24 protein-coding genes and 1 tRNA gene are annotated in these 21,471 nt (G+C 62.6%); 12 read left to right on the forward strand and 13 right to left on the reverse strand.

Annotated features, from left to right (window positions below; all coding sequences use genetic code 11):
• Positions 1 to 115: 115 nt before the first annotated feature.
• Positions 116 to 715: an FMN-dependent NADH-azoreductase gene (locus APH36_RS03370; RefSeq protein WP_060497486.1), complete on the reverse strand. Its 600-nt coding sequence runs from the start codon at positions 713 to 715 to the stop codon at positions 116 to 118.
• Positions 716 to 824: 109 nt separating this feature from the next.
• Positions 825 to 1,139, reverse strand: a complete 315-nt coding sequence (locus APH36_RS03375; RefSeq protein WP_028697750.1) for a hypothetical protein — start codon at positions 1,137 to 1,139, stop codon at positions 825 to 827.
• 48 nt (positions 1,140 to 1,187) lie between these two features.
• On the opposite strand from APH36_RS03375, the gene APH36_RS03380 reads away from it, so the two are divergent.
• The 4 genes from APH36_RS03380 (at position 1,188) to APH36_RS03395 (ending at position 5,383) form a co-directional block, all read left to right on the forward strand.
• Entirely contained in the window at positions 1,188 to 2,111 is a 924-nt protein-coding gene (locus tag APH36_RS03380; protein WP_060497487.1) for a LysR family transcriptional regulator, read from the forward strand.
• 13 nt (positions 2,112 to 2,124) lie between these two features.
• Entirely contained in the window at positions 2,125 to 2,937 is an 813-nt protein-coding gene (locus APH36_RS03385; RefSeq protein ID WP_060497488.1) for an alpha/beta fold hydrolase, read from the forward strand.
• Complete coding sequence (locus tag APH36_RS03390; RefSeq protein ID WP_060497489.1) at positions 2,931 to 3,488, forward strand: peptidylprolyl isomerase; 558 nt, start codon at positions 2,931 to 2,933, stop codon at positions 3,486 to 3,488. Before APH36_RS03385 ends, APH36_RS03390 begins: the two co-directional genes overlap by 7 nt.
• A gap of 62 nt (positions 3,489 to 3,550) precedes the next feature.
• Entirely contained in the window at positions 3,551 to 5,383 is a 1,833-nt protein-coding gene (locus APH36_RS03395) for an ABC transporter ATP-binding protein (RefSeq protein WP_060497490.1), read from the forward strand.
• 114 nt (positions 5,384 to 5,497) lie between these two features.
• Here APH36_RS03395 and APH36_RS03400 read toward each other — a convergent pair.
• Positions 5,498 to 5,587: transfer RNA gene (locus APH36_RS03400), tRNA-Ser, on the reverse strand.
• Positions 5,588 to 5,785: 198 nt separating this feature from the next.
• Between APH36_RS03400 and APH36_RS03405 the strand changes: the two genes are divergently transcribed.
• From APH36_RS03405 to APH36_RS03415, 3 genes are all read left to right on the forward strand, one after another.
• Positions 5,786 to 6,475: a crotonase/enoyl-CoA hydratase family protein gene (locus APH36_RS03405; RefSeq protein ID WP_060497491.1), complete on the forward strand. Its 690-nt coding sequence runs from the start codon at positions 5,786 to 5,788 to the stop codon at positions 6,473 to 6,475.
• A gap of 81 nt (positions 6,476 to 6,556) precedes the next feature.
• Positions 6,557 to 7,270 (forward strand): 1-acyl-sn-glycerol-3-phosphate acyltransferase, encoded by a 714-nt coding sequence (locus APH36_RS03410; RefSeq protein WP_060497492.1) that lies wholly within the window; start codon positions 6,557 to 6,559, stop codon positions 7,268 to 7,270.
• A gap of 69 nt (positions 7,271 to 7,339) precedes the next feature.
• Complete coding sequence (locus APH36_RS03415; RefSeq protein WP_016715080.1) at positions 7,340 to 8,311, forward strand: magnesium and cobalt transport protein CorA; 972 nt, start codon at positions 7,340 to 7,342, stop codon at positions 8,309 to 8,311.
• Positions 8,312 to 8,344: 33 nt separating this feature from the next.
• Here APH36_RS03415 and APH36_RS03420 read toward each other — a convergent pair whose 3' ends face one another.
• Entirely contained in the window at positions 8,345 to 9,076 is a 732-nt protein-coding gene (locus tag APH36_RS03420; RefSeq protein ID WP_019096934.1) for an amidotransferase, read from the reverse strand.
• Positions 9,077 to 9,604: 528 nt separating this feature from the next.
• Between APH36_RS03420 and APH36_RS03425 the strand changes: the two genes are divergently transcribed.
• Entirely contained in the window at positions 9,605 to 10,405 is an 801-nt protein-coding gene (locus APH36_RS03425; RefSeq protein WP_060497493.1) for a cytochrome c, read from the forward strand.
• Positions 10,406 to 10,459: 54 nt separating this feature from the next.
• Here the strand turns inward: APH36_RS03425 and APH36_RS03430 are convergent, their stop codons facing one another.
• From APH36_RS03430 to APH36_RS03445, 4 genes are all read right to left on the reverse strand, one after another.
• Positions 10,460 to 10,792, reverse strand: a complete 333-nt coding sequence (locus APH36_RS03430) for a ribonuclease E inhibitor RraB (RefSeq protein ID WP_016715077.1) — start codon at positions 10,790 to 10,792, stop codon at positions 10,460 to 10,462.
• Between the two features lie 179 nt (positions 10,793 to 10,971).
• Positions 10,972 to 11,208 (reverse strand): hypothetical protein, encoded by a 237-nt coding sequence (locus APH36_RS03435; RefSeq protein WP_016715076.1) that lies wholly within the window; start codon positions 11,206 to 11,208, stop codon positions 10,972 to 10,974.
• Positions 11,209 to 11,328: 120 nt separating this feature from the next.
• Entirely contained in the window at positions 11,329 to 13,386 is a 2,058-nt protein-coding gene (locus APH36_RS03440; protein ID WP_016715075.1) for an LTA synthase family protein, read from the reverse strand.
• A 141-nt stretch (positions 13,387 to 13,527) separates the two neighbouring features.
• A complete protein-coding gene (locus APH36_RS03445) occupies positions 13,528 to 13,719 on the reverse strand; it encodes a PLDc N-terminal domain-containing protein (protein WP_012271091.1) in 192 nt (63 codons plus the stop codon).
• A gap of 126 nt (positions 13,720 to 13,845) precedes the next feature.
• Here APH36_RS03445 and APH36_RS03450 point away from each other — a divergent pair, with 126 nt between their 5' ends.
• On the forward strand, positions 13,846 to 14,784 hold the full coding sequence (locus tag APH36_RS03450) for a ZIP family metal transporter (protein WP_060497494.1): 939 nt from the start codon (positions 13,846 to 13,848) through the stop codon (positions 14,782 to 14,784).
• 39 nt (positions 14,785 to 14,823) lie between these two features.
• Here the strand turns inward: APH36_RS03450 and APH36_RS03455 are convergent, their stop codons facing one another.
• Together APH36_RS03455 and APH36_RS03460 are read right to left on the reverse strand one after the other, a co-directional pair.
• On the reverse strand, positions 14,824 to 15,354 hold the full coding sequence (locus tag APH36_RS03455; RefSeq protein ID WP_016715073.1) for a hypothetical protein: 531 nt from the start codon (positions 15,352 to 15,354) through the stop codon (positions 14,824 to 14,826).
• Between the two features lie 60 nt (positions 15,355 to 15,414).
• The gene (locus APH36_RS03460) at positions 15,415 to 15,939 is read right to left on the reverse strand and encodes an ankyrin repeat domain-containing protein (RefSeq protein ID WP_060497495.1); all 525 of its coding nucleotides are present in this window, start codon (positions 15,937 to 15,939) and stop codon (positions 15,415 to 15,417) included.
• 264 nt (positions 15,940 to 16,203) lie between these two features.
• Here APH36_RS03460 and APH36_RS03465 point away from each other — a divergent pair, with 264 nt between their 5' ends.
• Complete coding sequence (locus APH36_RS03465) at positions 16,204 to 16,476, forward strand: DUF3509 domain-containing protein (protein ID WP_016715071.1); 273 nt, start codon at positions 16,204 to 16,206, stop codon at positions 16,474 to 16,476.
• A gap of 61 nt (positions 16,477 to 16,537) precedes the next feature.
• Here APH36_RS03465 and APH36_RS03470 read toward each other — a convergent pair whose 3' ends face one another.
• From APH36_RS03470 to aroC, 3 genes are all read right to left on the reverse strand, one after another.
• On the reverse strand, positions 16,538 to 17,074 hold the full coding sequence (locus APH36_RS03470) for an oxidase (protein WP_060497496.1): 537 nt from the start codon (positions 17,072 to 17,074) through the stop codon (positions 16,538 to 16,540).
• The gene (locus APH36_RS03475; RefSeq protein ID WP_060497497.1) at positions 17,074 to 18,228 is read right to left on the reverse strand and encodes an MFS transporter; all 1,155 of its coding nucleotides are present in this window, start codon (positions 18,226 to 18,228) and stop codon (positions 17,074 to 17,076) included. The genes APH36_RS03470 and APH36_RS03475 overlap by 1 nt, the downstream gene beginning before the upstream one ends.
• A 131-nt stretch (positions 18,229 to 18,359) precedes the next feature.
• Positions 18,360 to 19,451, reverse strand: a complete 1,092-nt coding sequence (gene aroC / locus APH36_RS03480; RefSeq protein ID WP_060497498.1) for a chorismate synthase — start codon at positions 19,449 to 19,451, stop codon at positions 18,360 to 18,362.
• Positions 19,452 to 19,627: 176 nt separating this feature from the next.
• On the opposite strand from aroC, the gene APH36_RS03485 reads away from it, so the two are divergent.
• Both APH36_RS03485 and APH36_RS03490 read left to right on the forward strand, forming a co-directional pair.
• Positions 19,628 to 20,590, forward strand: a complete 963-nt coding sequence (locus APH36_RS03485; protein WP_060497499.1) for an alpha/beta hydrolase — start codon at positions 19,628 to 19,630, stop codon at positions 20,588 to 20,590.
• Positions 20,591 to 20,655: 65 nt separating this feature from the next.
• Positions 20,656 to 21,438 (forward strand): hypothetical protein, encoded by a 783-nt coding sequence (locus APH36_RS03490; RefSeq protein ID WP_060497500.1) that lies wholly within the window; start codon positions 20,656 to 20,658, stop codon positions 21,436 to 21,438.
• The last annotated feature ends 33 nt before the right edge of the window (positions 21,439 to 21,471 follow it).

Consider the following 21,471-nt stretch of genomic DNA (forward strand, 5'->3'; position numbering starts at 1 on the left):
ATCTGACAAGCACTACAAGGCTCAAATCAATCATAAAAAAGCCCGGCGCTGATGGCCGGGCAGGTACACCCAAAGGAGCAACAAACAGGTGTCAGGGTTGGGAATTCGTTGAACCTCAGGCCACGGCCGCCAGTTTGGCCTTGGCCTGGTTGACGCCCTTCTCATGGAACTCGCCGCTCATGTTCAGGCCTTCGGCATGGATGAAGTCGACATCGTGAATGCCGATGAAGGCCATCACCTGGCGCAGATACGGTTCCTGGTGGTCGCTGCTGGCGCCGGCATGGATGCCACCACGGGCCGTCAGCACGATGGCGCGCTTGCCGGTCAGTAGGCCTTGCGGGCCAGTCGGGGTGTACTTGAAGGTGATGCCGGCACGCAGTACATGGTCCAGCCAGGCCTTGAGGGTGCTGGGGATGGTGAAGTTGTACATCGGCGCGGCCATTACCAGCACGTCCGCTGCCAGCAATTCATCAGTCAGTTCGTTGGAACGGGCCAGGGCCTCCAGTTCGGCGGCACTGCGCTGCTCTTCGGGCTTCATCCAGCCACCCAGCAGGTTGGCGTCCAGGTGCGGTACCGGGCTCACCGCCAGGTCGCGCACCGTGATCTGATCGGCCGGGTGGGCAGCCTGCCATTGCTGGATGAAATCACGGGTCAGCTGACGGGAAACGGAATCCTGCTGGCGGGCGCTGCTTTCGATGATCAGTACGCGGGACATGGGGTGCCTCCATCGGCAAAAAGGGGTGCGATTCGATGGAGGTGAGATTAAGGCTTGACCTATCGATAAAAAAGCGTAAAAAATGGGTTCAATCTATCGATTAATCAGTTTATTCGGCACTGCAGTTCAAGGCAATCCGCAGCTTGATGATCTGCCGGTTGAATTTGGCGGTGACATCGACGCTTTTACCCGCCGGTACGTTCACCCGGCGTACCCTGGGTGCTTCCGGGCCATTGCGGAAGGTCACCTTGCAGGCCGCCGGTACCTGCCCATAGTTGTTGAGGGTAATGGCACCAATGTCGTAGGCCGTGTCATAGGCGGTGTAGTCCAGCTTTACCCCGGTCAGTTCCTTCTCCACATCGATGGGGTAGGCCATGGCCCCGAGGGGCAGGCACATCAGTATTGCCGCACAATATTTCTTCATGGGCCGCTCTCCTTGAAAGAGCGCAGCTTAGGACAACAGGAGCGAAAGATGAAAGCGCCGCGCGTAACCCTTGACCAGTGGCGAACCCTGCAGGCAGTGGTCGATCACGGCGGGTTTGCCCAGGCCGCCGAGGCACTGCATCGCTCGCAGTCCTCGGTCAGCTACACCGTGGCCCGCATGCAAGAGCAACTGGGCGTGCCACTGCTGCGTATCGACGGCCGCAAGGCGGTGCTGACCGACGCCGGCAACGTGCTACTGCGCCGCTCGCGCCACCTGGTGAAGCAGGCCAGCCAGCTGGAGGACCTCGCCCACCACATGGAACAAGGCTGGGAAGCCGAGGTACGTCTGGTGGTCGATGCCGCCTACCCCAGCGCCCGCCTGGTACGTGCCCTGGCCGCGTTCATGCCGCAAAGCCGTGGCTGCCGGGTGCGCCTGCGTGAAGAAGTGCTGTCTGGCGTGGAAGAAGTCATGCATGAAGGCATCGCCGACCTGGCCATCAGCAGCTACAGCATCGGCGGCTACCTGGGCGCCGAACTGAGTGCAGTGGAGTTCGTCGCCGTCGCCCACCCTGAGCACAGCCTGCACCGCCTGGGCCGTGAACTCACCTTCCAGGACCTGGAAAGCCAGTTGCAGGTGGTGATCCGCGACTCCGGCCGCGCGCAGCCACGCGACGTCGGCTGGCTGGGTGCTGAGCAGCGCTGGACCGTCGGCAGCCTGGGCACCGCCGCCACCTTCGTCAGCAGCGGCCTGGGTTTTGCCTGGCTGCCCCGGCACATGATCGAGCGCGAGCTGCGTGAAGGCGTGCTCAAACCGCTGCAGCTGGACCAGGGTGGCAGCCGCCACCCACTGTTCTACCTTTATTCGAGCAAAGAGAAGACCCTGGGCCCGGCCACGCAGATTCTCATCGACCTGCTGCGCAATTTCGACACCGCGCCACTGGACGTGCCCTTCGCAGCCCCCCCACAAGCTTGAAAGGACCGCGCCCATGGCCTATTTCGAACACGAAGGATGCGCACTGCATTACGAGGAATATGGCCAGGGCGAACCACTGGTACTGCTGCACGGCCTGGGCTCCAGTTGCCAGGACTGGGAACTGCAGGTGCCGGCACTCAGCCACCACTACCGGGTGATCCTCATGGACATTCGCGGCCACGGCCGCTCCGACAAACCCCGCGACGGCTACCAGATCGCCACCTTCAGTGCCGACCTGCTTGCCCTGCTCGAACACCTGCACACAGGCCCCGTACACTTCGTAGGCCTATCCATGGGCGGCATGGTCGGCTTCCAGTTTGCCGTCGATCACCCGCAATGGTTGCGCAGCCTGTGCATTGTCAACAGCGCCCCCGAGGTCAAGCGCCGCACCCGCAGTGACTGGATATGGTGGCTAAAGCGCTGGGGCCTGGCGCGGCTGCTCAGTGTCGAAACCGTCGGCAAGGGCCTGGCTGAACGCCTGTTCCCCAAACCCCATCAAGCCGAACTGCGACAGAAGATGGCCCAACGCTGGGCCCGTAACGACAAACGCGCCTACCTCAAGAGCTTCGACGCCATCGTCGACTGGGGCGTGCAGGAACGCATCGGGCAGATCCACTGTCCTACCCTGATCATTGCCGCCGACCACGATTACACCCCGATACAACTGAAACAACGCTACGTCGCGCTGATGCCCAACGCCAGGCTGGTCGTCGTCGACGATTCCCGGCACGCTACGCCCCTCGATCAACCCGAGGTCTTCAACCAGACCCTGCTGCAGTTCCTTGCAGCCGCTTCCACCTCTCAAGGATCTTTGAGCCCATGCTGAAAAAACTCCTGCTCACCGCCTGCTCGGTCGCCTTCGCCACCAGCGTCATAGCCTCCGAAAAGACCCCGCACGTTCTGCTGGACACCAGCTTCGGCCAGGTCGAGATCGAGCTGAACGCCGAGAAGGCGCCGGTCAGTACCAAGAACTTCCTGCAGTACGTTGACAGCGGCTTCTACAACAACACCATTTTCCATCGTGTGATCCCAGGTTTCATGGTCCAGGGCGGTGGCTTCACTGACCAGATGGTGCAAAAAAACACCAACGACCCAATCAAGAACGAAGCCAGCAACGGCCTGCTGAACACCCGCGGCACCCTGTCGATGGCGCGCACCTCGGACCCGAACTCGGCCACCAGTCAGTTCTTCATCAACGTGGCCGACAACGACTTCCTCAACCCCGGGCGTGACCGTGGCTATGCCGTGTTCGGCAAGGTGACCAAGGGCATGGAGGTGGTCGACCAGATCGTCAACTCGCCGACCACCATCAAGAAAGGCATGCGTGATGTACCGGCCGACCCGGTCTACATCAAGTCGGCCAAACGCATCGACTGACCGCAGGCTTCACAGGGACGTGAACCGCCTGAGGGCAGGATGGAACAGGAGTGTCGTTACCCATGCTGTACCGCCGTTTCGAACAACTGATCGATATTTTCCGCGAAGCACCCAGTGAATCGCCGCCGACCACCGTGGGGCCGTTCTACCTGTATTACCTGCGCCAGGTATGGCCCAGTTTTCTTGCCCTGTTGGTGGTCGGCCTGTTCGCCTCGCTGATCGAGGTGGCCATGTTCAGCTACCTCAGCCGCATCATCGACCTGGCTCAGGGCACGCCCAATGCCAACTTCTTCAGTGAGCACCGTGGCGAGCTGATCTGGATGCTGGTGGTGATCCTGCTGCTGCGCCCGGTGTTCTTCGGCCTGCACGACCTGCTGGTGCACCAGACCATCAACCCCGGCATGACCAGCCTGATCCGCTGGCAAAACCACACCTACGTGCTAAAGCAGAGCCTGAACTTCTTCCAGAGCGACTTTGCCGGGCGAATCGCCCAGCGCATCATGCAGACCGGCAACTCGCTGCGCGACTCTGCCGTGCAAGCGGTGGACGCGTTATGGCATGTGCTGATCTACGCCATTACCTCGCTGGTGCTGTTCGCCGAGGCCGACTGGCGCCTGATGCTGCCGCTGCTGCTGTGGATCGTCGGCTACATCGCCGCGCTCTTCTACTTCGTGCCAAGGGTGAAGGAGCGTTCGGTGATCTCTTCCGACGCCCGCTCCAAGCTGATGGGGCGGATCGTCGACGGCTACACCAACATCGCCACGCTGAAGCTGTTCGCCCACACCGACTACGAGCAGCAATACGCGCGCGAAGCGATCAGCGAACAGACCGAGAAAACCCAACTGGCGGCGCGCGTGGTCACCAGCATGGACGTGGTTATCACCAGCCTCAACGGCCTGCTGGTGGTCACCACCACGGGCCTGGCGCTGTGGCTGTGGAGCCAGTCGCTGATTACCGTCGGCGCCATCGCCCTGGCCACCGGCCTGGTGATCCGCATCGTCAACATGTCGGGCTGGATCATGTGGGTGGTGAACGGCATCTTCGAGAACATCGGCATGGTCCAGGACGGCCTGCAGACCATCGCCCAGCCCGTCACCGTCATCGACCAGCCCAATGCGCCAGCGCTGAAGGTGAGCCGTGGCGCGGTGCGGTTCGATGACGTGGACTTCCACTACGGCAAGGCTGCCAACGTGATCGAAGGGCTCGACCTGAACATCCGCCCGGGCGAAAAAATCGGTTTGATCGGCCCGTCCGGCGCGGGCAAGTCAACCCTGGTCAACCTGCTGCTGCGCCTGTACGACGTGCAGGGTGGGCGTATTCTTATCGATGGCCAGGACATTGCCGAGGTGAGCCAGGCCAGCCTGCGCGCACAAATCGGCATGATCACCCAGGACACCTCGCTGCTGCACCGCTCGATCCGCGACAACCTGCTGTATGGCCGCCCCGGCGCCAGCGAGGCGGAGTTGCTCGAAGCCGTGCGCCGCGCCCGCGCCGACGAGTTTATCCCGCAGCTGTCGGACGCCCAGGGGCGCACCGGCTTCGATGCCCACGTGGGTGAGCGCGGGGTGAAACTGTCGGGTGGCCAGCGCCAGCGCATCGCCATTGCCCGGGTACTGCTGAAGAACGCGCCAATCCTGATCATGGACGAAGCCACTTCGGCGCTGGACTCGGAGGTGGAGGCCGCCATCCAGGAGAGCCTGGAGACGCTGATGCAGGGCAAGACGGTGATCGCCATTGCCCACCGGCTGTCGACCATTGCGCGGATGGACCGGCTGGTGGTGCTGGACAAAGGACGGATTGTCGAGAGTGGCAGCCACAGTGAGCTGCTGGAGCAACAGGGGTTGTATGCCCGGCTGTGGCATCACCAGACCGGGGGATTTGTCGGGGTGGACTGATCCAGGCTACGGCGAGCTTCTGCGCTGTGTCGCGATGGGCTGCACTGCAGCCCTCGAAGGCCCGAAATGCAAAAAGCCCCCGGCTTTATCAGCGCGGGGGCTCTTCGCAGAATGTGGCGGTGAAGAAGGGATTTGAACCCTTGATACGATTTCTCGTATACACACTTTCCAGGCGTGCTCCTTCGACCACTCGGACACTTCACCGTTTCTCTTCAAGCCTTGCGGCCCGTCGAGGTGCGCTAATTTAGTGAAAGCGCTTTCCTTTGGCAAGCATTTTTTTCAGTTTTTTCATGTATTTGCATTTGAGCCCCGGTGAACGCTGACCAACCAGTCAGCCTTGCTGCTTTACCTGGCCTCTGGCGCTGGGTAACGTCGTCGCCACGCCAACAAAAGGACTCTGCCATGAGCGAGCTGATTACCTACCACGCCGAAGACGGCATCGCCACCCTGACCCTGAACAACGGCAAGGTCAACGCCATCTCGCCGGATGTCATCACCGCCTTCAATGCCGCGCTCGACCGCGCTACTGAAGAGCGTGCCGTGGTGATCATTACCGGGCAGCCAGGCATTCTGTCGGGCGGTTACGACCTCAAGGTGATGACCAGCGGCCCTCAAGCGGCCATCAGCCTGGTCACTGCTGGCTCCACCCTCGCCCGCCGCCTGCTGTCGCACCCGTTCCCGGTAGTGGTTGCCTGCCCGGGCAATGCCGTGGCCAAGGGCGCCTTCCTGCTGCTGTCGGCCGACTACCGCATTGGCGTCGAAGGGCCATACAAAGTGTGCCTGAACGAAGTGCAGATCGGCATGACCATGCACCATGCCGGCATCGAACTGGCCCGTGATCGCCTGCGTCGCTCGGCTTTCCATCGTTCGGTGATCAACGCCGAGGTGTTCGACCCGCACGCGGCGGTGGATGCAGGGTTCCTCGACAAGGTGGTGCCGGCCGAGCAACTGCAGGAAACAGCACTGGCGGCGGCGCGGGAGCTGAAGAAGCTGAACATGCTGGCACACAAGAACACCAAGCTGAAGGTGCGCAAAGGGCTGCTGGAGGCATTGGACAAGGCGATCGAGCTGGACCAGCACCACATGGGTTGACCCGACAGGCTCACACCAGGGTTTGCCGCAACCAGTGCACACCCGTACACTGCCCGGCGACTGTCTGGTGTGAGTCGTACCATGCTTTATTCGTTGCGCATGCTCCTGCTGGCGCTGCATTTTCTTGCCGTTGGCGCCGTGGGCCTGGTCATTGGCCTGTGCCGCCCCTTCAACCCCGATAACAGCCGGGTGTTTGCCCACCTGTATAGCCGGCCAGCCACCTGGCTGATGCGCATCAAGGTCAAGGCCGAGGTGGGGCCACTGTGGGACCACCCTCCCGGGTGCGTGATTGTCGCCAACCACCAGTCCAACTTCGACCTGTTCGTATTGGGCCAGGTGGTACCACAACGCACCGTGGCCATCGGCAAGAAAAGCCTGGGCTGGATCCCGCTGTTCGGCCAGCTGTTCTGGCTGGGCGGCAACGTGCTGATCGACCGCAAGAACGCCTACCAGGCGCGCAAGGCGCTGCAAAAGACCACGCGCGTGCTGCAGGACGACACCTCCATCTGGATTTTCCCTGAAGGCACGCGTAACCCCGGCGAGCAGCTGATGGCCTTCAAGAAAGGCGCGTTTCACATGGCCATCGAAGCCGGTGTGCCGATCGTGCCGGTATGCGTCAGCCGCTATGCCAGGCGCATGAGCCTGAACAGCTGGCGCCAGCGCACGGTGATCGTGCGCTCGTTGCCCCCCATCGTCACGACGGGCATGACCCAACAGGACATCCCGGCGCTGATCGAGCAGTGCCGGGGGCAGATGCAGCAGTGCATCGACCGCATGGAACACGAGCTGGCCTGAAGCGGGTTGCTCTTGGGCCGGGTACGGCCCAAGCTGTAACCCGTGTTCAACCGGAATAAGCGGGCAACCATGGGTCGTGTCGTGGCATCGGCGGTGTACAGCGCCGGCAGAAAGGTCACCAACATCAGCATCGACGAAGGCAGCGAGTGGGCGCGCAAGCCGGGGCACTTCGTGTGGATCGGCCTGGAAGAGCCCAATGCCGAGGAACTGGCCAACCTGCAGTGCCAGTTCAACCTGCACGAACTGGCCATTGAAGATGCCCTGGAGAAGCACAGCCGGCCCAAGCTGGAAACCTTCGGTGACGCGCTGTTCATCGTCACCTATTCGCCGGTGCGCCACGAAGGCAAGCTGGAGTTCATCGAAACCCATATCTTCGCTGGCAACGGCTACATCATCACCTGCCGCAACGGCCACTCCAAGTCCTACGCCATGGTGCGCCAGCGCTGCGAGGCACGGCCATTGCTGCTGGAGCACGGCGAAGACTTCGTACTGTACGCCCTGCTCGACTTCGTGACCGAAAACTACCAGCCGGTCAGCGAAGCCATCCATGGCGAGATCGAAGAGCTGGAACAAAGCGTGCTGGGGGGCTCGCTGCAGGAGGACGACATCCGCCGCCTGCACAGCCTGCGCCGTGACATCCTGCGCCTGCGCCGTTATGTGGCGCCGATGGTGGAAGTGAGCGAAGAGCTACAGCGCCTGAGCTTCCCGTTCATCGACAAGAACATGCGCCCCTACTTCCGGGATGTGCAGATTCATGTGACGCGGCAGATGGAAGACCTGGCCGGCATCCGCGACATCGCCAGCCAAACCATCGAGATCGGCATGCTGCTGGAGTCGTCACGGCAAAGCATCGTTCAGCGCAAGTTCGCGGCCTGGGCAGCGATTTTGGCGTTCCCCACGGCCATTGCCGGGGTTTACGGGATGAACTTCCAGAACATGCCGGAACTGGCTTGGCACTATGGGTATTTCGGGGTGCTGGGTGTAATCGGGCTGGGGTGTGCGGGGTTGTATGCCAGCTTCAAGAAGTCGGGCTGGCTTTGAGGTTGTGGGGGCCGGTTTGCGGCCCCCAGCTTCTTACGCCGCGTCGTGCTTGCTCACCGGCTGCTGGATAAAGCGCAACATCCACTCCCCCACCAGGTCGCCCTGGTGCTCGGTGGCCAGGCTGGCCACGGCCTTGTGGTACACCTCATCCCCCAGGAACTCCTGACGCGCATCCAGCAGTGCGCGGGAGTAGTCGTGCACGAACTCCGGGTGGCCCTGGAAGCACAGCACCTGGTCACGAATGTGGTACGCCGCATTCGGGCAGAAGTCGCTGGAAGCAATCACCGTGGCGCCTTCCGGCAATTCGGTCACCTGGTCCTGGTGGCTGATCAGCAAGGTCAGCTCCGACACCTCCGGGTCCATCCACGGCGCATGGGCCGCCAGCGAGTAGCGATGGATGCCCACGCCCCAGCCCTTGTCGGCCCGCTCGGCCTTGCCACCCAGGGTCAATGCCAGTAACTGGTGGCCAAAACACACCCCCAGCAGCTTCTCGCCACGCTCGTACAATTTCAGCAGGTAAGCCTTGAGGGTCTGGATCCACGGGTCGGAACCAAACGAGTCAGCCTTGCTACCCGTCACCAGGTAGGCATCGAACACTTCACTGTCGGCGGGGTAATCGCCGTTCATCACGTTGTACACACGGAATTCGGCGGCGATCGGCTGACGCGAGAAGAGCTGCTCGAACATCCTGCCGTAGCCCTGGTACTGCGCGGTCAACTCCGGTCGCAGGACATCGGTTTCAAGGATGCAAACGCGTAACGACATAGGGGTAGTCCTGAACGACATGGGTGGGAATCTGCTGTAGAGACTGACGCGAAAGACACGTACAAGCAAGTAGGCTGCACTGACGAACGGTCACATTTCGTCGGCGTCCGCCTGGTACTTGCGCCACTGTCTAGCCAGAGCATGTCAGCCGACTGGCACATGGCCTCATAGCAAAAAGAAATCATCTACCAACACTATTAGAAGAAAGGGTTCTCAAACATGCATGCCACACACCCTACTGTTGGTTGTATATCCACGTTCAAGAGGCAGGCAGTTCAGGCGCCACGCTGCGTCGCTGCGATCGACCCGAGGTGCGACAAGGAAGCCAACGGGTATTCAGGAATAACAACAAGAAGGCGGTCCGCCATGTTTAGACAATCGAAAATTCGCCAAGCTGGGCTTATTCTCTTCGCCACCACTTTACTGCTGATTTTGCCGAACCTGACACGCTTGTTCGGCTGACAGTGGCGATGGCGCCAACGGGCAGTACACAGGTAACCTGCTGGCCTTGATGGTCGGAGATTGCCCATGCGCCACTGCCTTGCCTTGTTAGCGTTGCTCCTGAGCCTGCCGCTGTCGGCGGCGCAGCTGCACCTTGAGCTGGGCGCCAATACGCGCGAGTGGAGCAGTGCCGAACTGCTTGGCCATCCGCAGGCTCGGGATATCAGCATCGAACAAGACGTTTCCTACAAGCGCCCCATGCACTATCGGGCGGTGCCGTTGGCCACGCTGCTAAAAGGCGTCAGCGCCAGTGATCACCTGCAGGCCGTGGCGCTGGATGGCTTTGCCGCTGAAATGCCCGCTGCGCCACTGCTGCAGCAAGGGCCGGCACAGGCCTGGCTGGCGGTGGAAGACCCGGGCCAGCCGTGGCCGGCACTGGGCCAGGGCAAGCCGAGCGCGGGGCCGTTCTACCTGGTGTGGACTGCGCCGCAGGCCAGCGGCATCCGCCCGGAGCAGTGGCCGTTCCAGATTTCCACCATTCGCCAGCTCGCGCCGGTGGCGCAGCGTTTTCCCGCGCTGCTGCCCGACCCCAAGCTGCCCACCGACAGCCCGGTGCTGCAGGGTTTTGCATTGTTCCAGCAGAATTGCCTGGCGTGCCATCGGCTGAACGGTGCAGGGGATGCGCAGGTGGGGCCGGATTTGAATGTGCCGCACAACCCTACCGAGTATTTTCGGCCAGAATACCTGCGCAAGCTGATTCGAGACCCGCAAAGCCTTCGGCAATGGCCGCAAGCGAAGATGCCGGGGTTTGACGAACGTGTGTTGAGTGAACAGGAGCTGGATGCGTTGCTGGCCTATCTGGGGCATATGGCCAAGCGCAGGCCTTGACGCCCGCGTGTGCTTCTTCGCGGGCGAGCCCGCGAAAAAGGCAACACAATACACTCAGGCAATCGGCCGCTCATGCTTGACGCCCCACCCTTCCACCTCCCCCCCATAAGGTGTCACCAACTGTTCGAAGGCCTCTTCAAAGTCGCCAATCCCGCCATAGGTGGCATACATGACCTTGCTCAGTTCCAGGTGCCAGGCACCGTCGCCCAGCTCCTTCACCTGGGCATTGAGCGATTCGCCACGAAACTGCCCGGCCGCGCGGCGGGCCCCTGCTTCGTCGGGGAATACGGCATAGAACTCGATGGGGTGGATCTGGGTGAAGTCGAACCCGCCAGCTTTCATCTGGCGCAGGACGTTACTGCTGATATCGTCGTTCTGGCTGCTCATGAATCGTCCTCCTGAATAATGCTATGGATAGACTTTCCGTGCACTACGCACCTGCCGGCAGTCATTGGCCGGGCAGTTCGAGCTGATGCAAGACGCGAATTGAAGCGGTGCCAACCTGCAGAATAGGCGGCACCTTCCAGTAGCGTAGTGCCTGCAAAGGCGCCACGCAAACGTGTGGGTCAGGGTGCTTCGTGAATGCTGGTGATGGTCACGCCGCTATGCTCTTTCAGCCAGCGGGCGGTAGGGGAAATGGTGCGGTCCTGGAAGTCGTTGAGGTCCAGCTCGTCCATGACCGGGAACAGGTGCGAACGGATGGCCCGCGCGGCGTCCTCTTCGCTGGGACAGTGCTCGGCCCGCAGTGTCATGGTGGACGGTTCGCCTTTCTGATCGGCAAAAATGACTTCCCACGCTTTCATTGAACGAGCCCTCTCAATTCAAGAACATCAGTTGGTGTGATGCCTGAATAACTGACCCTGGGGCTGGGAATTTGTTCAGTCTGCCCGCAAAAGGGCCGCAATGCGGCCCTTGTTGCAGCGTTACTTCGGTGTGCCGTGCACCACGCCAGCGGTGTTATCCAGCAGGCTCTTGGTCGCGGTCTGAATGTACGCTTCGAGCTTCTTGAGCATTTCCGGCTGGTCCGGGCTTTCGATCAGCTCAGCCTTGAACTCGCTGCCCAGCTGGTAGCGGTACATACGCGGGCTCATGTCCTTGGACTCGATCAGGATGCGGTCGCCCTGTACCAGGCCAACAATCTGCTCGCTGCCCGACGGCTTGATCATGCCCACACCCTGGTCGCCTTCAGGCAGGTTGAGCAGGTCGCGGCCCCAGCACTGGTGACGGGTCTGGCCACCCAGGCGGCCCATGATGGTCGGCACGATATCGACCTGGGTACCCACGGTGTGATTCACCGCACCGAACTTCTCCTGAATGCCCGGGGCAATCAGCAGCAGCGGTACGTTGAAACGGCCCAGGTCCAGCTCGGTGACCTGCTGGTGGTTGCCAAAGCCATGGTCGCCGACGATGACGAACAGGGTTTCCTTGAAGTAAGGCTCTTTACGCGCCTTCTCGAAGAACTGGCCCAGCGCCCAGTCCGAATAGCGCATGGCGGTCAGGTGCTCATCCAGGCGGCCCTGGCCGGTGACCTTCTCGACTGGCAGGTCTTTCGGCAGCGCGTATGGCGTGTGGTTGGACAGCGTCTGCAGCAGCGCGTAGATAGGCTTTTTGCCGTCATGCTTGGCCAGTTCCTCGTTACCGCGGTCGAACATGTCCTGGTCAGACACGCCCCAGGTCGGGTCGGAGAACACCGGGTTGACGAAGTCGTTACGGCCGATGAAGGTGGTCATGCCCTGGTTGCCGAAGAACCCGGACTGGTTGTCCCAGGCAAAGTCGCCGTTGTAGACGTACACATCGTCGTAGTCGCGAGCGCTGAGCAGGGCCGGCAGGCCAGACAGCTTGTGGCCGCCTTCCGGGGTTTGCATCAGGTACTCGAAGCCCGGCAGGTTGGGGAAGCAGGCCATGGTGGCAAACATGCCCTGGTGGGTATGAGTGCCGTTGGAGAAGAAGCGGTCGAACAGCAGGCCTTCTTTGGCCAGCTTGTCGAAGTATGGGGTGATGTTGTTGGGGCTGCCCAGCGCGCCCACCGAATGGCCGGCGAAGCTCTCCATAAGGATCACCACCACGTTCTTGATCGGCAGGGTGCGGTCAGCCGGCGGCACGAAGTCGCGGCGGATGGCAGCCTCGTCGGCATCGACCAGGGTGTCGTTGGCGGTCAGCAGCTGTTCGCGCACGCTTTGCGTGGCCACATTCTGCTCCAGCACCGGCTTCCAGATGTTGGCGCGGTCTTCGCCGAAGCGGCTCTTGGCGGCGTCGATCAGGGTCAGGGTGCCGTTCAGGCCCAGCTGGTTGACGAAGTTGGAGTCGGTGGTGAAAGCATCACCCCAGCGCATCGGTGGCCCTTGGCGCAGGGTGCCACGGGCAGCGACCACGGCCACCAGCAAAATCACCATGAACACCGCCAGGCGGTTGTACCACGGTGCAACGCGCTGCACGCCCTCACCCCGGGTGGCACGGTCGATACCCTTGAACAGCAGGCTCAACAGCCAGGTACCGAAGGCCCAGGCCAGCAGGTAGCGCACCACCGGGAAGCCGTACCAGAGCATGCTCATGACGGTTTTCGGGTCTTCCTTGATGTACTGGAACACCAGGCCGTTGAGGCGCTGGTGGAACTCGCGGTAGAAGTCCATCTCCATCAGGCCGAGGAACATCACCACGCTGGAGGTGAGGGTCAGCCAGAAGCGGAACACGCCACGCCGGGCCATGGCCCAGGGGCTGAGGATCGCCAGCAGCAGCGGGATGCTGAGGTACACCACCACCCGCAGGTCGAAGCGCAAGCCGTTGAGGAAGCCTTCGGCTACCGTGGAATACGGCGTATCGCCGACCATGTCGCTGTTGTAGACCAGCAGCGCCAGGCGCACCAGGCTGAGCATCAGCATGATCACCAGGCCACTGAGCAGCGTGTAGGCCAGGTGGGATTTCAGGGTCGGCGAAAACGACGTTCGCGCGCCCTGTTGCTTCAAGGCGTCCGTGTTAGCCATGAATGGGAAGGTCCTAGGATTGCGGTTTGCGAAGGGGCGCTGGCGCTAGACCAACGCAGCATTATGCGGGTGCGGATTCTGTTTAAACCAATGTGAAAATTTTGTCACCGGGGTGTTGCGGGTTTTGTCTGTGCCGGCCTTTCAGATGCGCACATTTCCCCGCGGCCCCGCGATGGCCCAAATCACCAGGCCCACCACCGGCAGCAAAGCAATCAGCAAGATCCACAACACTTTGATGCCCACCTCGCTGCCACTCTTGATCACATTGAGGATGGCCCAGATATCCAGCGCCAGGATGATCAGCCCCACCAGGCTGTTGAATGTCGACCCCATGCTAAAACTCCTGTTAAAAGGCTTTGCTGCACAGCATAGTCAGCTATCGCGCCAATAGAAGCGAATCCTTGGCGATGGGCGCAGGTCTCTGAGTAGACTGCCGGTATTCATTGATTCGAGGTTCGTATGCCCCCCACCCACACGCAAAGCGCCGCCCCACCCTCACTGCTGAACGCTTGGCGCCAGCAGGCCGTGAACACCCCCTGGCTCAGCGCCGGTCTCGGCCTTAGCCTGCTGGCGGTGATCGTGCTGCTAGGCGCCAGCGTGTGGAACGCGGTGAACGGCGACCACGCCGATAACCTGCACCTTGCAGTACTGGGCGGGTTGTCCGGCTTTGGCGCTACCGCCCTGGGTGCTGTGCTGGCGGTGGTGCTGCGCGATGTCAGCGCCCGCACCCAGGACGTGATGCTGGGCTTTGCCGCCGGCATGATGCTCGCCGCCAGCTCGTTTTCGCTCATTCTGCCGGGCCTGGATGCGGCCCGCGAGATTACCGGCAACGGCCCGGCTGCGGCCTTTACCGTGGTGCTGGGCATGGGGTTGGGCGTGCTGTTGATGCTGGGCCTGGACCGCTTCACCCCGCACGAGCATGAAAGCACCGGCCCCTGTGGCCCCGAAGCCGAGCGCATCAGCCGGGTGTGGCTGTTCGTGCTGGCGATCACCCTGCACAACCTGCCTGAAGGCATGGCCATCGGCGTGAGCTTCGCCAATGGCGACATGAACATCGGCCTGCCGCTGACCAGCGCTATCGCCATTCAGGACATCCCTGAAGGGCTGGCCGTGGCCCTGGCACTGCGTGCCACTGGGCTGGCGAGCCTCAAGGCTGCGCTGGTGGCGATCGGTTCGGGTTTGATGGAGCCATTGGGGGCGGTGATCGGGCTGGGGATTTCCACAGGCTTCGCCCTGGCCTACCCGATCAGCATGGGGCTGGCGGCAGGGGCGATGATCTTTGTGGTCAGCCACGAGGTGATCCCGGAAACCCACCGCAACGGGCACCAGACGGCGGCGACCCTGGGGTTGATGGGTGGGTTTGCGGTGATGATGTTTCTGGATACCGCGTTGGGCTGAGGCTACCCTGCACAGACCTGTGCAGGAGCGCGCCAGGCTTTAGATGTGGACGGCGACCTTCAGGGCTTCCAGGGCCGGCTCCACCTTGATGCCCACCTCTGCCCCCAACTCCAGCACCCGCGCCAGGTCATTCTGCCCCACCATCACCATCTGCAGCTCGTCATCCAGCAACTGGCTGAAGTTCAGCAGCACATAACCCCCCGCCTCTTTGTTCAATGCACCCATCTGCACCTGAATGCGGTTGAGCGCGGTCAGTGGCTCGGTACGGGCCAGCTGCTTGGGCTTGAGGGTGAACGGCACGCTGTTGTCGAACGAGTCGCTGATCTGCTGGAACAGGTCCTGGTAGCTGTCGGCCTGGAACACCACGGTGTCCGGCAGGCTGCCCAGCACCACCCATTCACCCAGCGGAATCGGGAACGTGTCGTCGTAGTTGATATCGGGGTTGGCGGCCAGGAAAGCAGCCGGGTCGGCATAGGCCTGGGCGGCCTCGTCGGCGATGCGCTCGATGTCGGCCTCGCGCATGCAGCCAGCGCCAATGAGGCTGATGAATTCGAGCAACTGAGTTTTCATGAAAGGGGGCCTGCGACGGGTGAAAAGTCGCCAAGGATAGCCGCAAATGCCCCCAGATGGTTAGCCGGCCAGCGCTTGCAGGCGGGCGGCGGCGTCTTCAGCCCCCATGGTTTGCGCCGCCATCAGCGCAGTGGCGCCGCGGGCATCCTGGCGCTTCGGGTCGGCGCCTTGGGCCAGCAGGTAGTCGAGTATCTCGCTGCGATTGAACATGGCCGCCAGCATCAACGCCGTGCGCCCGTCCTGCGCAGCGGCGTCCACAGGGACGCCGTGCTCAAGCAACAACCGGATCATCGCCAGGTCCCCCTTGAAGGCGGCCCCGGCGATAGGCAGCTGGCCGTTGTCGTTGGCAATCAACGGGTCGGCACCGTGGGCCAGCAGCACGCGCACTGCTTCGTGGTGGCCGTGGTAGCTGGCCAGCATCAGCAGGGTATCGCCCTTATGGTTGCGCAGGTCGGCCGGCAGGCCGCTGGCAAGCAGGCGCTCGAGCATTTCGGCATCACCCTGGCGGGCACGTTCAAATACCTGTTCGGCGAATGCGGCGGTTTCGTCGTCGGTCATGGTGGCGGGGGCGGTCTGGCGGGTCATCGGAACCTCCTGGCATAAATGATTGCCCAAGTGTTTGTCAGGCACGCCAGTGGGGTCAAAGGTTCAGTTTCTATGGGACCGATAGGCAATGCCTGACTCGTGCAAAATGCACTGTGCAAAATGCATGACCATGCAACCTGCACGGTGGCGCCTTCGTAGAGTCTCCGTAAAGCCTTGTATTTACTGGATTTTTTTGGGATCAACATCTGGCACGGTCGCTGCAATTATCTACTCATGTCTGCCACACAACAGCCAGGAGTTGATATGGACCTCATCCAGCAAAAGTTCGTCTCGGTATTTTCTGCTTACCAGGTCAATACCCAGGCCCGCCCCGATGGCGGCGTGCTGCTGACCCTCCGCGCAGCCGACGGCAAGGTTACCCGCCGGGTGCTCACCTATGCGCAACTGCACAGTGCCGAGCAGCTGTCATGGGCGATCAGCGCCATTCGCCGTGACCTGGCTGAACAGGCTAGCGAATTGCCGGTGATTTCGATGCTGCAAAGTCAGCAGCGGTTTGCCCTGCCGACCTATCGCTGAGTTTGGTGTTGCTTCACCTGGCCTCTTCGCGGGCAAGCGCGCGAAGAGGCCAGAAAGGCCACTACAACTCATCAATTCCCAGAAACGCCCGCGCCGTCCCATCCCCGGTAAACCGCGCCTGCACACCGTGCTCGCTGCCATACAACCGCAGCGCCAGGCAAAACGGCGTATCTCCCAGCTCCACCCAACGCCGCGTCCCCGCCGGCACCACCAACCGGTCACCCTTCTCGCACAGCACCGAATACACCCGGTCGCCCAAACGCAGGCCAACCTGCGCACGGCCGCTGACTACGGCAAACACCTCTTCGGCATCATGCACATGTTCATCGCGCACATCGACCTGCGCCGGGTCTTCACCGTCGCGGTTCAACAGCACGAATGCCTTGCAGCCATGCGCCGTCATCAACTGGTCCAAATGCTCACGGCATGCGTCCAGCACCTCGCCTTCGGCCGTACCAGGGCGTACCCGCAAGCCATGCCCGGCATGCACAAAACGCACGCCCTGCTCGGCCAGGGTGGCGACGATATCGTCGTGGTGCGTCAGCACCTTGTTCGGCAGTTCCGGGCTGGAGGGGTGGAAAACGCTGAGAATGCTCATCAGGGGCGGGTCCTGGTCGGTTGCAAACAAAGGGCAATGATAACGGCTGCGGCCAAGGCTGCGGCACTGGCCATACCAAAGGTGAAGGTGGGGCCCAGCAATTTCCAGCTGTAGCCCGAATACAACGCCCCCAATGCGCCCCCGGTACCCGACAGTGCCGCATACAGCGCCTGGCCCTGGCCTTGTTGGCGGGCGCCAAAGCTGGCCTGCACGAAGGCGATGCTGGCGGCATGGAAGCAGCCAAAGGTGGCCGCGTGCAGCAACTGGGCAAAGATCAGCACGGCCGGCTCACCTGCCAGGTTGCCCAGCAACAGCCAGCGTACGGCCGCCAGCAGGAAACTGGCCAACAACACCCGCTGCACGCTGAAGCGGGCAAACAGGCGGCTCATGACCATGAACATCAGCACTTCGGCCACCACCCCCAGCGCCCACAGCAAGCCGATGGCTCCACGGCTATAGCCCAGGTGCTCCAGGTGAAGGGTCAGAAAGGTGTAGTAAGGCCCATGGCTGAGCTGCATCAGCGCCACGCAAGCGTAGAACGCGATCACCCCGGAGGCGCGTAACTGCTGCAAAAAGCCCCCGGCGCTGCTGCGCTCACCTTGCTCCACCGGCTGGGCATTGGGTACCCACAGGCTGGCGGCGACAATGCCGGCCATGATGGTGACCAGCGCCACCGGGTAGATGTCCAGGCTCAACCATTCGAACAGGCGGCCCAGGCCGACCACGGTCAGGATGAAGCCGATCGAGCCCCACAGGCGCACCTGGCTGTAGCGCGACGTTTGCCCGTGCAGGTGGGCCAGGGTAATGACCTCGAACTGGGGCAGTACCGCGTGCCAGAAGAACGCGTGCAGGGCCATTACCAGCGCCAGCCACGCGTAACTTTTGCCGAAGAAGATCAGGGCGAAGGTGGCCAGGGTGCACAACGCCCCCAGGCGCACGATCAGCAGGCGCTGGCCGGTGCGGTCGCCCAGCCAGCCCCACAGGTTGGGGGCAACGCAGCGCATCAGCATGGGGATGGCCACCAGCTCGCCGATGCGTGCTGGGGAGAAGCCCAGGTGGTCGAAGTACAGCGCCAGGAAAGGGGCAGTGGAGCCTAGCAGCGCGAAGTAGAAGAGATAGAAGCTGGACAGGCGCCAGTAGGGGATCGGGGGCATGGGATGGCCTTGTGTAGACCTGTTCCGGCCCTATCGCCGGCAAGCCAGCTCCCACAGGATTACCACAGGCCTGGGCATTGCGGGGTACCTGTGGGAGCTGGCTTGCCGGCGATAGGGCCGGTGCAGGCGAATCAGCGCTGGCCCAGCACCGGGGTATTCACCTTCACATCAGCATTCTGCGCACGGTGACGCAGCAGGTGGTCCATCAGCGCGATGGCCATCATCGCCTCGGCGATCGGCGTAGCGCGGATGCCCACGCACGGGTCGTGGCGGCCTTTGGTGATGACGTCCACCGGGTTGCCGTCGATGTCGATCGAACGGCCCGGGGTGGTGATGCTGGAAGTCGGCTTCAATGCCAGGTGAGCAACGATCGGCTGGCCCGACGAAATGCCACCCAGGATGCCGCCGGCGTTGTTGCTGAGGAAGCCTTCCGGGGTCAGCTCGTCACGGTGTTCGGTACCACGCTGGGCAACGCTGGCGAAGCCGGCGCCGATTTCCACGCCCTTGACCGCGTTGATGCTCATCAGCGCGTGGGCCAGCTCTGCGTCCAGACGGTCGAAGATCGGTTCGCCCAAACCCGGCATCACGCCTTCGGCCACCACGGTGATTTTGGCTCCCACCGAATCCTGGTCCCGGCGCAGCTGGTCCATGTAAGCCTCGAGCTCCGGTACCTTGTCCGGGTCGGGGCTGAAGAAAGCGTTCTGCTCCACCGATTCCCAGGTCTTGAACGGGATTTCGATCGGGCCCAGCTGGCTCATGTAGCCACGCACGGTAATGCCCTGGGTGGCCAGGTACTTCTTGGCAATGGCACCGGCAGCCACGCGCATGGCGGTTTCGCGGGCCGAACTGCGGCCACCACCGCGGTAGTCGCGGATGCCGTACTTGTGATGGTAGGTGTAGTCGGCGTGGGCCGGGCGGAACAGGTCCTTGATGGCCGAGTAGTCCTTGGACTTCTGGTCAGTGTTGCGAATCAGCAGGCCGATCGAGCAGCCCGTGGTACGGCCTTCGAACACGCCAGAGAGGATTTCCACCTCGTCGGCTTCCTGACGCTGCGTGGTGTGCCGGCTGGTGCCGGGCTTGCGCCGGTCGAGGTCGTGCTGCAGGTCGGCCAGGGAAATCTCCAGGCCCGGTGGGCATCCATCGACAATGGCGACCAACGCCGGGCCATGGCTTTCGCCAGCGGTGGTGACAGTGAACAGCTTGCCGTAGGTATTGCCGGACATGGACGCTCCGCGAGTTCTGCCTGAGGTGAACGAAAGCAGGCAGTATACAGATGGATTGCCCGCCTGTGCTGGCCTCTTCGCGGGCTTGCCCGCGAAGCGGACGAACCTGCCGTGCACTGCCAGAGAACCTTCCCGAAAACATTGGGTCAAACCACCATCTCCCCATGTAGTACCGCATGATGTCGCGCCTCGTCGCCCTGCTCTTCCTGCTGTGCACCAGCCTGGCCCAGGCCGCCGCCCCCACCGTGCTGCAACGCCCCATCGACCTGGACACCGGCCAGGGCGTGCTGCACGGCAGCCTGCTGTTGCCGCAACAGGCCACGCCGCCGCCGGTGGTGCTGATCATCGCCGGCTCCGGCCCCACCGACCGCGATGGCAACAACCCGGCGTCAGGCCGGGTCGACAATCTCAAGCGCCTGGCCCTGCTGCTGGCCAACGAGCACATCGCCAGCGTGCGCTACGACAAGCGCGGGGTGGCCGCCAGCCAGCCGGCCACGCCTGACGAGCGTGACCTCAGCGTGGAGCGCTATGTCGCGGATGTGGTCGCCTGGAGCCACAAGCTGAAAGCCGACCCCCGCTTCGGCCAGCTGATCCTCGTTGGCCACAGCGAAGGGGCGCTGATCGCCAGCCTGGCCGCCGAGCAGGCAGGTGCCAGTGCGGTGATCACCCTGGCCGGCAGCGGGCGGCCGCTGGCCGAAGTCCTGCGCGAACAGCTGGCCCGTCGCCTGCCGCCAGCGCAACTGGCCGGTGGCAACGCCCTGCTCGACCGCCTGCAAGCCGGGCAGACCAGCCTGGAAGTGCCCGCGCCGCTGCGCCAGGTGTTCCGTCCCAGCGTGCAGCCGTACCTGATTTCGCTGTTTCAGCAAAACCCGGCAGCCGCCTTTGCCCGCCTGCCCATGCCCGCCTTGATCGTGCAAGGGCGCAACGATGTGCAGGTGGATGTGGCCGATGCCGAACGGCTGAAGGCAGCCAAGCCGGATGCACAACTGGTGCTGATCGACGGCATGAACCACATGCTGCGCATCAGCCCCAAAAGCATGAGCCAGCAGCGCGACAGCTACCTCAACCCAGAACTACCGCTGGCACACGAGCTGGGTGAGCGAATTGTGACGTTCATCCAGCATTTGCCTTCCGCGTAAAGTAATCGGGCTCAGGTCCTTGGCAAGCCTGCCGATACAGCAGGCATAGCCGAGGACTTGCCCTGATGACAATAGCCCCTGCCGCCGTAGAGCCGGCCGAAGAGCCCCAGCCAAGCGCCGCCCTGCCCTGGGCCGACCTTGGTGCCGAACATTTCCAGTTGCTGCGCCTGGCAGCCCTGCCCACCGACCGCAGCACCGGCGCGCGGCCGCTGCGCTTTGTGCAGTTCGGCTATGCCGAGCGCCACGACAAGGCACACAGCCTGTTGCGCATGGAGATCCAGCTGCCCGGACAGAAAGTGCACAAAGAGCAGAACCGCCTGGACATCCGCGTCGACCATGCCGAGCGCCTGGTACGTATCGGCAATGAACAGGGCCTGCAACTGGAACCGGTGAACCGTGGTATCGGCCGCTTCATGCTGGCCCAGGCCGTGCAGTGGCTGCAGCGCAAGTGGTCGCACTATCGGGTGGAGGGCATGGCGCTTCCAAGCAAGGATGCGCTGAACGAAGACTCGCGCCTACGCCGTGACCACTGCTTGCGCGGGGTGGGTATCGAGGTGGAATACGAGGACAGCCAGCATTTGAAGGGCCGTACCGTGGACATCACCGTGGGCCAGCTCAAGGCCGCCTGGAGCAGCGAGCGCCTGCAGCGGGTGGAGATTCTGGATGCCGCCAACCTGCTGCAGCAGGCCGACCAGCAGTTGCAGGAAAAGGAAGGGCAACTGCGCGAGCGTGATGAGCGGGTGGCCAAGTACCAGCGCGAGGACGGCGGGTTGCGCTTTACCATTACCTGCCTGGTGGCGTTTGCGGTGTTTCAGGCGGGGTTGTTGATCTGGATTGCCACGCGCTGAGGCATCTCTGATGTGCTCGCCGTGACATTTTCT

The organism is Pseudomonas sp. NBRC 111133 (assembly GCF_001320605.1).
Lineage (GTDB): Bacteria > Pseudomonadota > Gammaproteobacteria > Pseudomonadales > Pseudomonadaceae > Aquipseudomonas > Aquipseudomonas monteilii.

Coding starts and splice junctions, on each gene's coding strand:
- APH36_RS03440 (WP_016715075.1), bottom strand. CDS start 13,386: ATGGCTAACACGGACGCCTTGAAGCAACAGGGCGCGCGAACGTCGTTT.
- APH36_RS03490 (WP_060497500.1), top strand. CDS start 20,656: ATGACAATAGCCCCTGCCGCCGTAGAGCCGGCCGAAGAGCCCCAGCCA.
- APH36_RS03460 (WP_060497495.1), bottom strand. CDS start 15,939: ATGACCCGCCAGACCGCCCCCGCCACCATGACCGACGACGAAACCGCC.
- APH36_RS03455 (WP_016715073.1), bottom strand. CDS start 15,354: ATGAAAACTCAGTTGCTCGAATTCATCAGCCTCATTGGCGCTGGCTGC.
- APH36_RS03370 (WP_060497486.1), bottom strand. CDS start 715: ATGTCCCGCGTACTGATCATCGAAAGCAGCGCCCGCCAGCAGGATTCC.
- APH36_RS03450 (WP_060497494.1), top strand. CDS start 13,846: ATGCCCCCCACCCACACGCAAAGCGCCGCCCCACCCTCACTGCTGAAC.
- APH36_RS03405 (WP_060497491.1), top strand. CDS start 5,786: ATGAGCGAGCTGATTACCTACCACGCCGAAGACGGCATCGCCACCCTG.
- APH36_RS03420 (WP_019096934.1), bottom strand. CDS start 9,076: ATGTCGTTACGCGTTTGCATCCTTGAAACCGATGTCCTGCGACCGGAG.
- APH36_RS03470 (WP_060497496.1), bottom strand. CDS start 17,074: ATGAGCATTCTCAGCGTTTTCCACCCCTCCAGCCCGGAACTGCCGAAC.
- APH36_RS03465 (WP_016715071.1), top strand. CDS start 16,204: ATGGACCTCATCCAGCAAAAGTTCGTCTCGGTATTTTCTGCTTACCAG.
- APH36_RS03410 (WP_060497492.1), top strand. CDS start 6,557: ATGCTTTATTCGTTGCGCATGCTCCTGCTGGCGCTGCATTTTCTTGCC.
- APH36_RS03435 (WP_016715076.1), bottom strand. CDS start 11,208: ATGAAAGCGTGGGAAGTCATTTTTGCCGATCAGAAAGGCGAACCGTCC.
- APH36_RS03375 (WP_028697750.1), bottom strand. CDS start 1,139: ATGAAGAAATATTGTGCGGCAATACTGATGTGCCTGCCCCTCGGGGCC.
- APH36_RS03380 (WP_060497487.1), top strand. CDS start 1,188: ATGAAAGCGCCGCGCGTAACCCTTGACCAGTGGCGAACCCTGCAGGCA.
- APH36_RS03445 (WP_012271091.1), bottom strand. CDS start 13,719: ATGGGGTCGACATTCAACAGCCTGGTGGGGCTGATCATCCTGGCGCTG.
- APH36_RS03395 (WP_060497490.1), top strand. CDS start 3,551: ATGCTGTACCGCCGTTTCGAACAACTGATCGATATTTTCCGCGAAGCA.
- APH36_RS03475 (WP_060497497.1), bottom strand. CDS start 18,228: ATGCCCCCGATCCCCTACTGGCGCCTGTCCAGCTTCTATCTCTTCTAC.
- APH36_RS03390 (WP_060497489.1), top strand. CDS start 2,931: ATGCTGAAAAAACTCCTGCTCACCGCCTGCTCGGTCGCCTTCGCCACC.
- APH36_RS03415 (WP_016715080.1), top strand. CDS start 7,340: ATGGGTCGTGTCGTGGCATCGGCGGTGTACAGCGCCGGCAGAAAGGTC.
- APH36_RS03485 (WP_060497499.1), top strand. CDS start 19,628: ATGATGTCGCGCCTCGTCGCCCTGCTCTTCCTGCTGTGCACCAGCCTG.
- APH36_RS03385 (WP_060497488.1), top strand. CDS start 2,125: ATGGCCTATTTCGAACACGAAGGATGCGCACTGCATTACGAGGAATAT.
- APH36_RS03430 (WP_016715077.1), bottom strand. CDS start 10,792: ATGAGCAGCCAGAACGACGATATCAGCAGTAACGTCCTGCGCCAGATG.
- APH36_RS03425 (WP_060497493.1), top strand. CDS start 9,605: ATGCGCCACTGCCTTGCCTTGTTAGCGTTGCTCCTGAGCCTGCCGCTG.
- aroC (WP_060497498.1), bottom strand. CDS start 19,451: ATGTCCGGCAATACCTACGGCAAGCTGTTCACTGTCACCACCGCTGGC.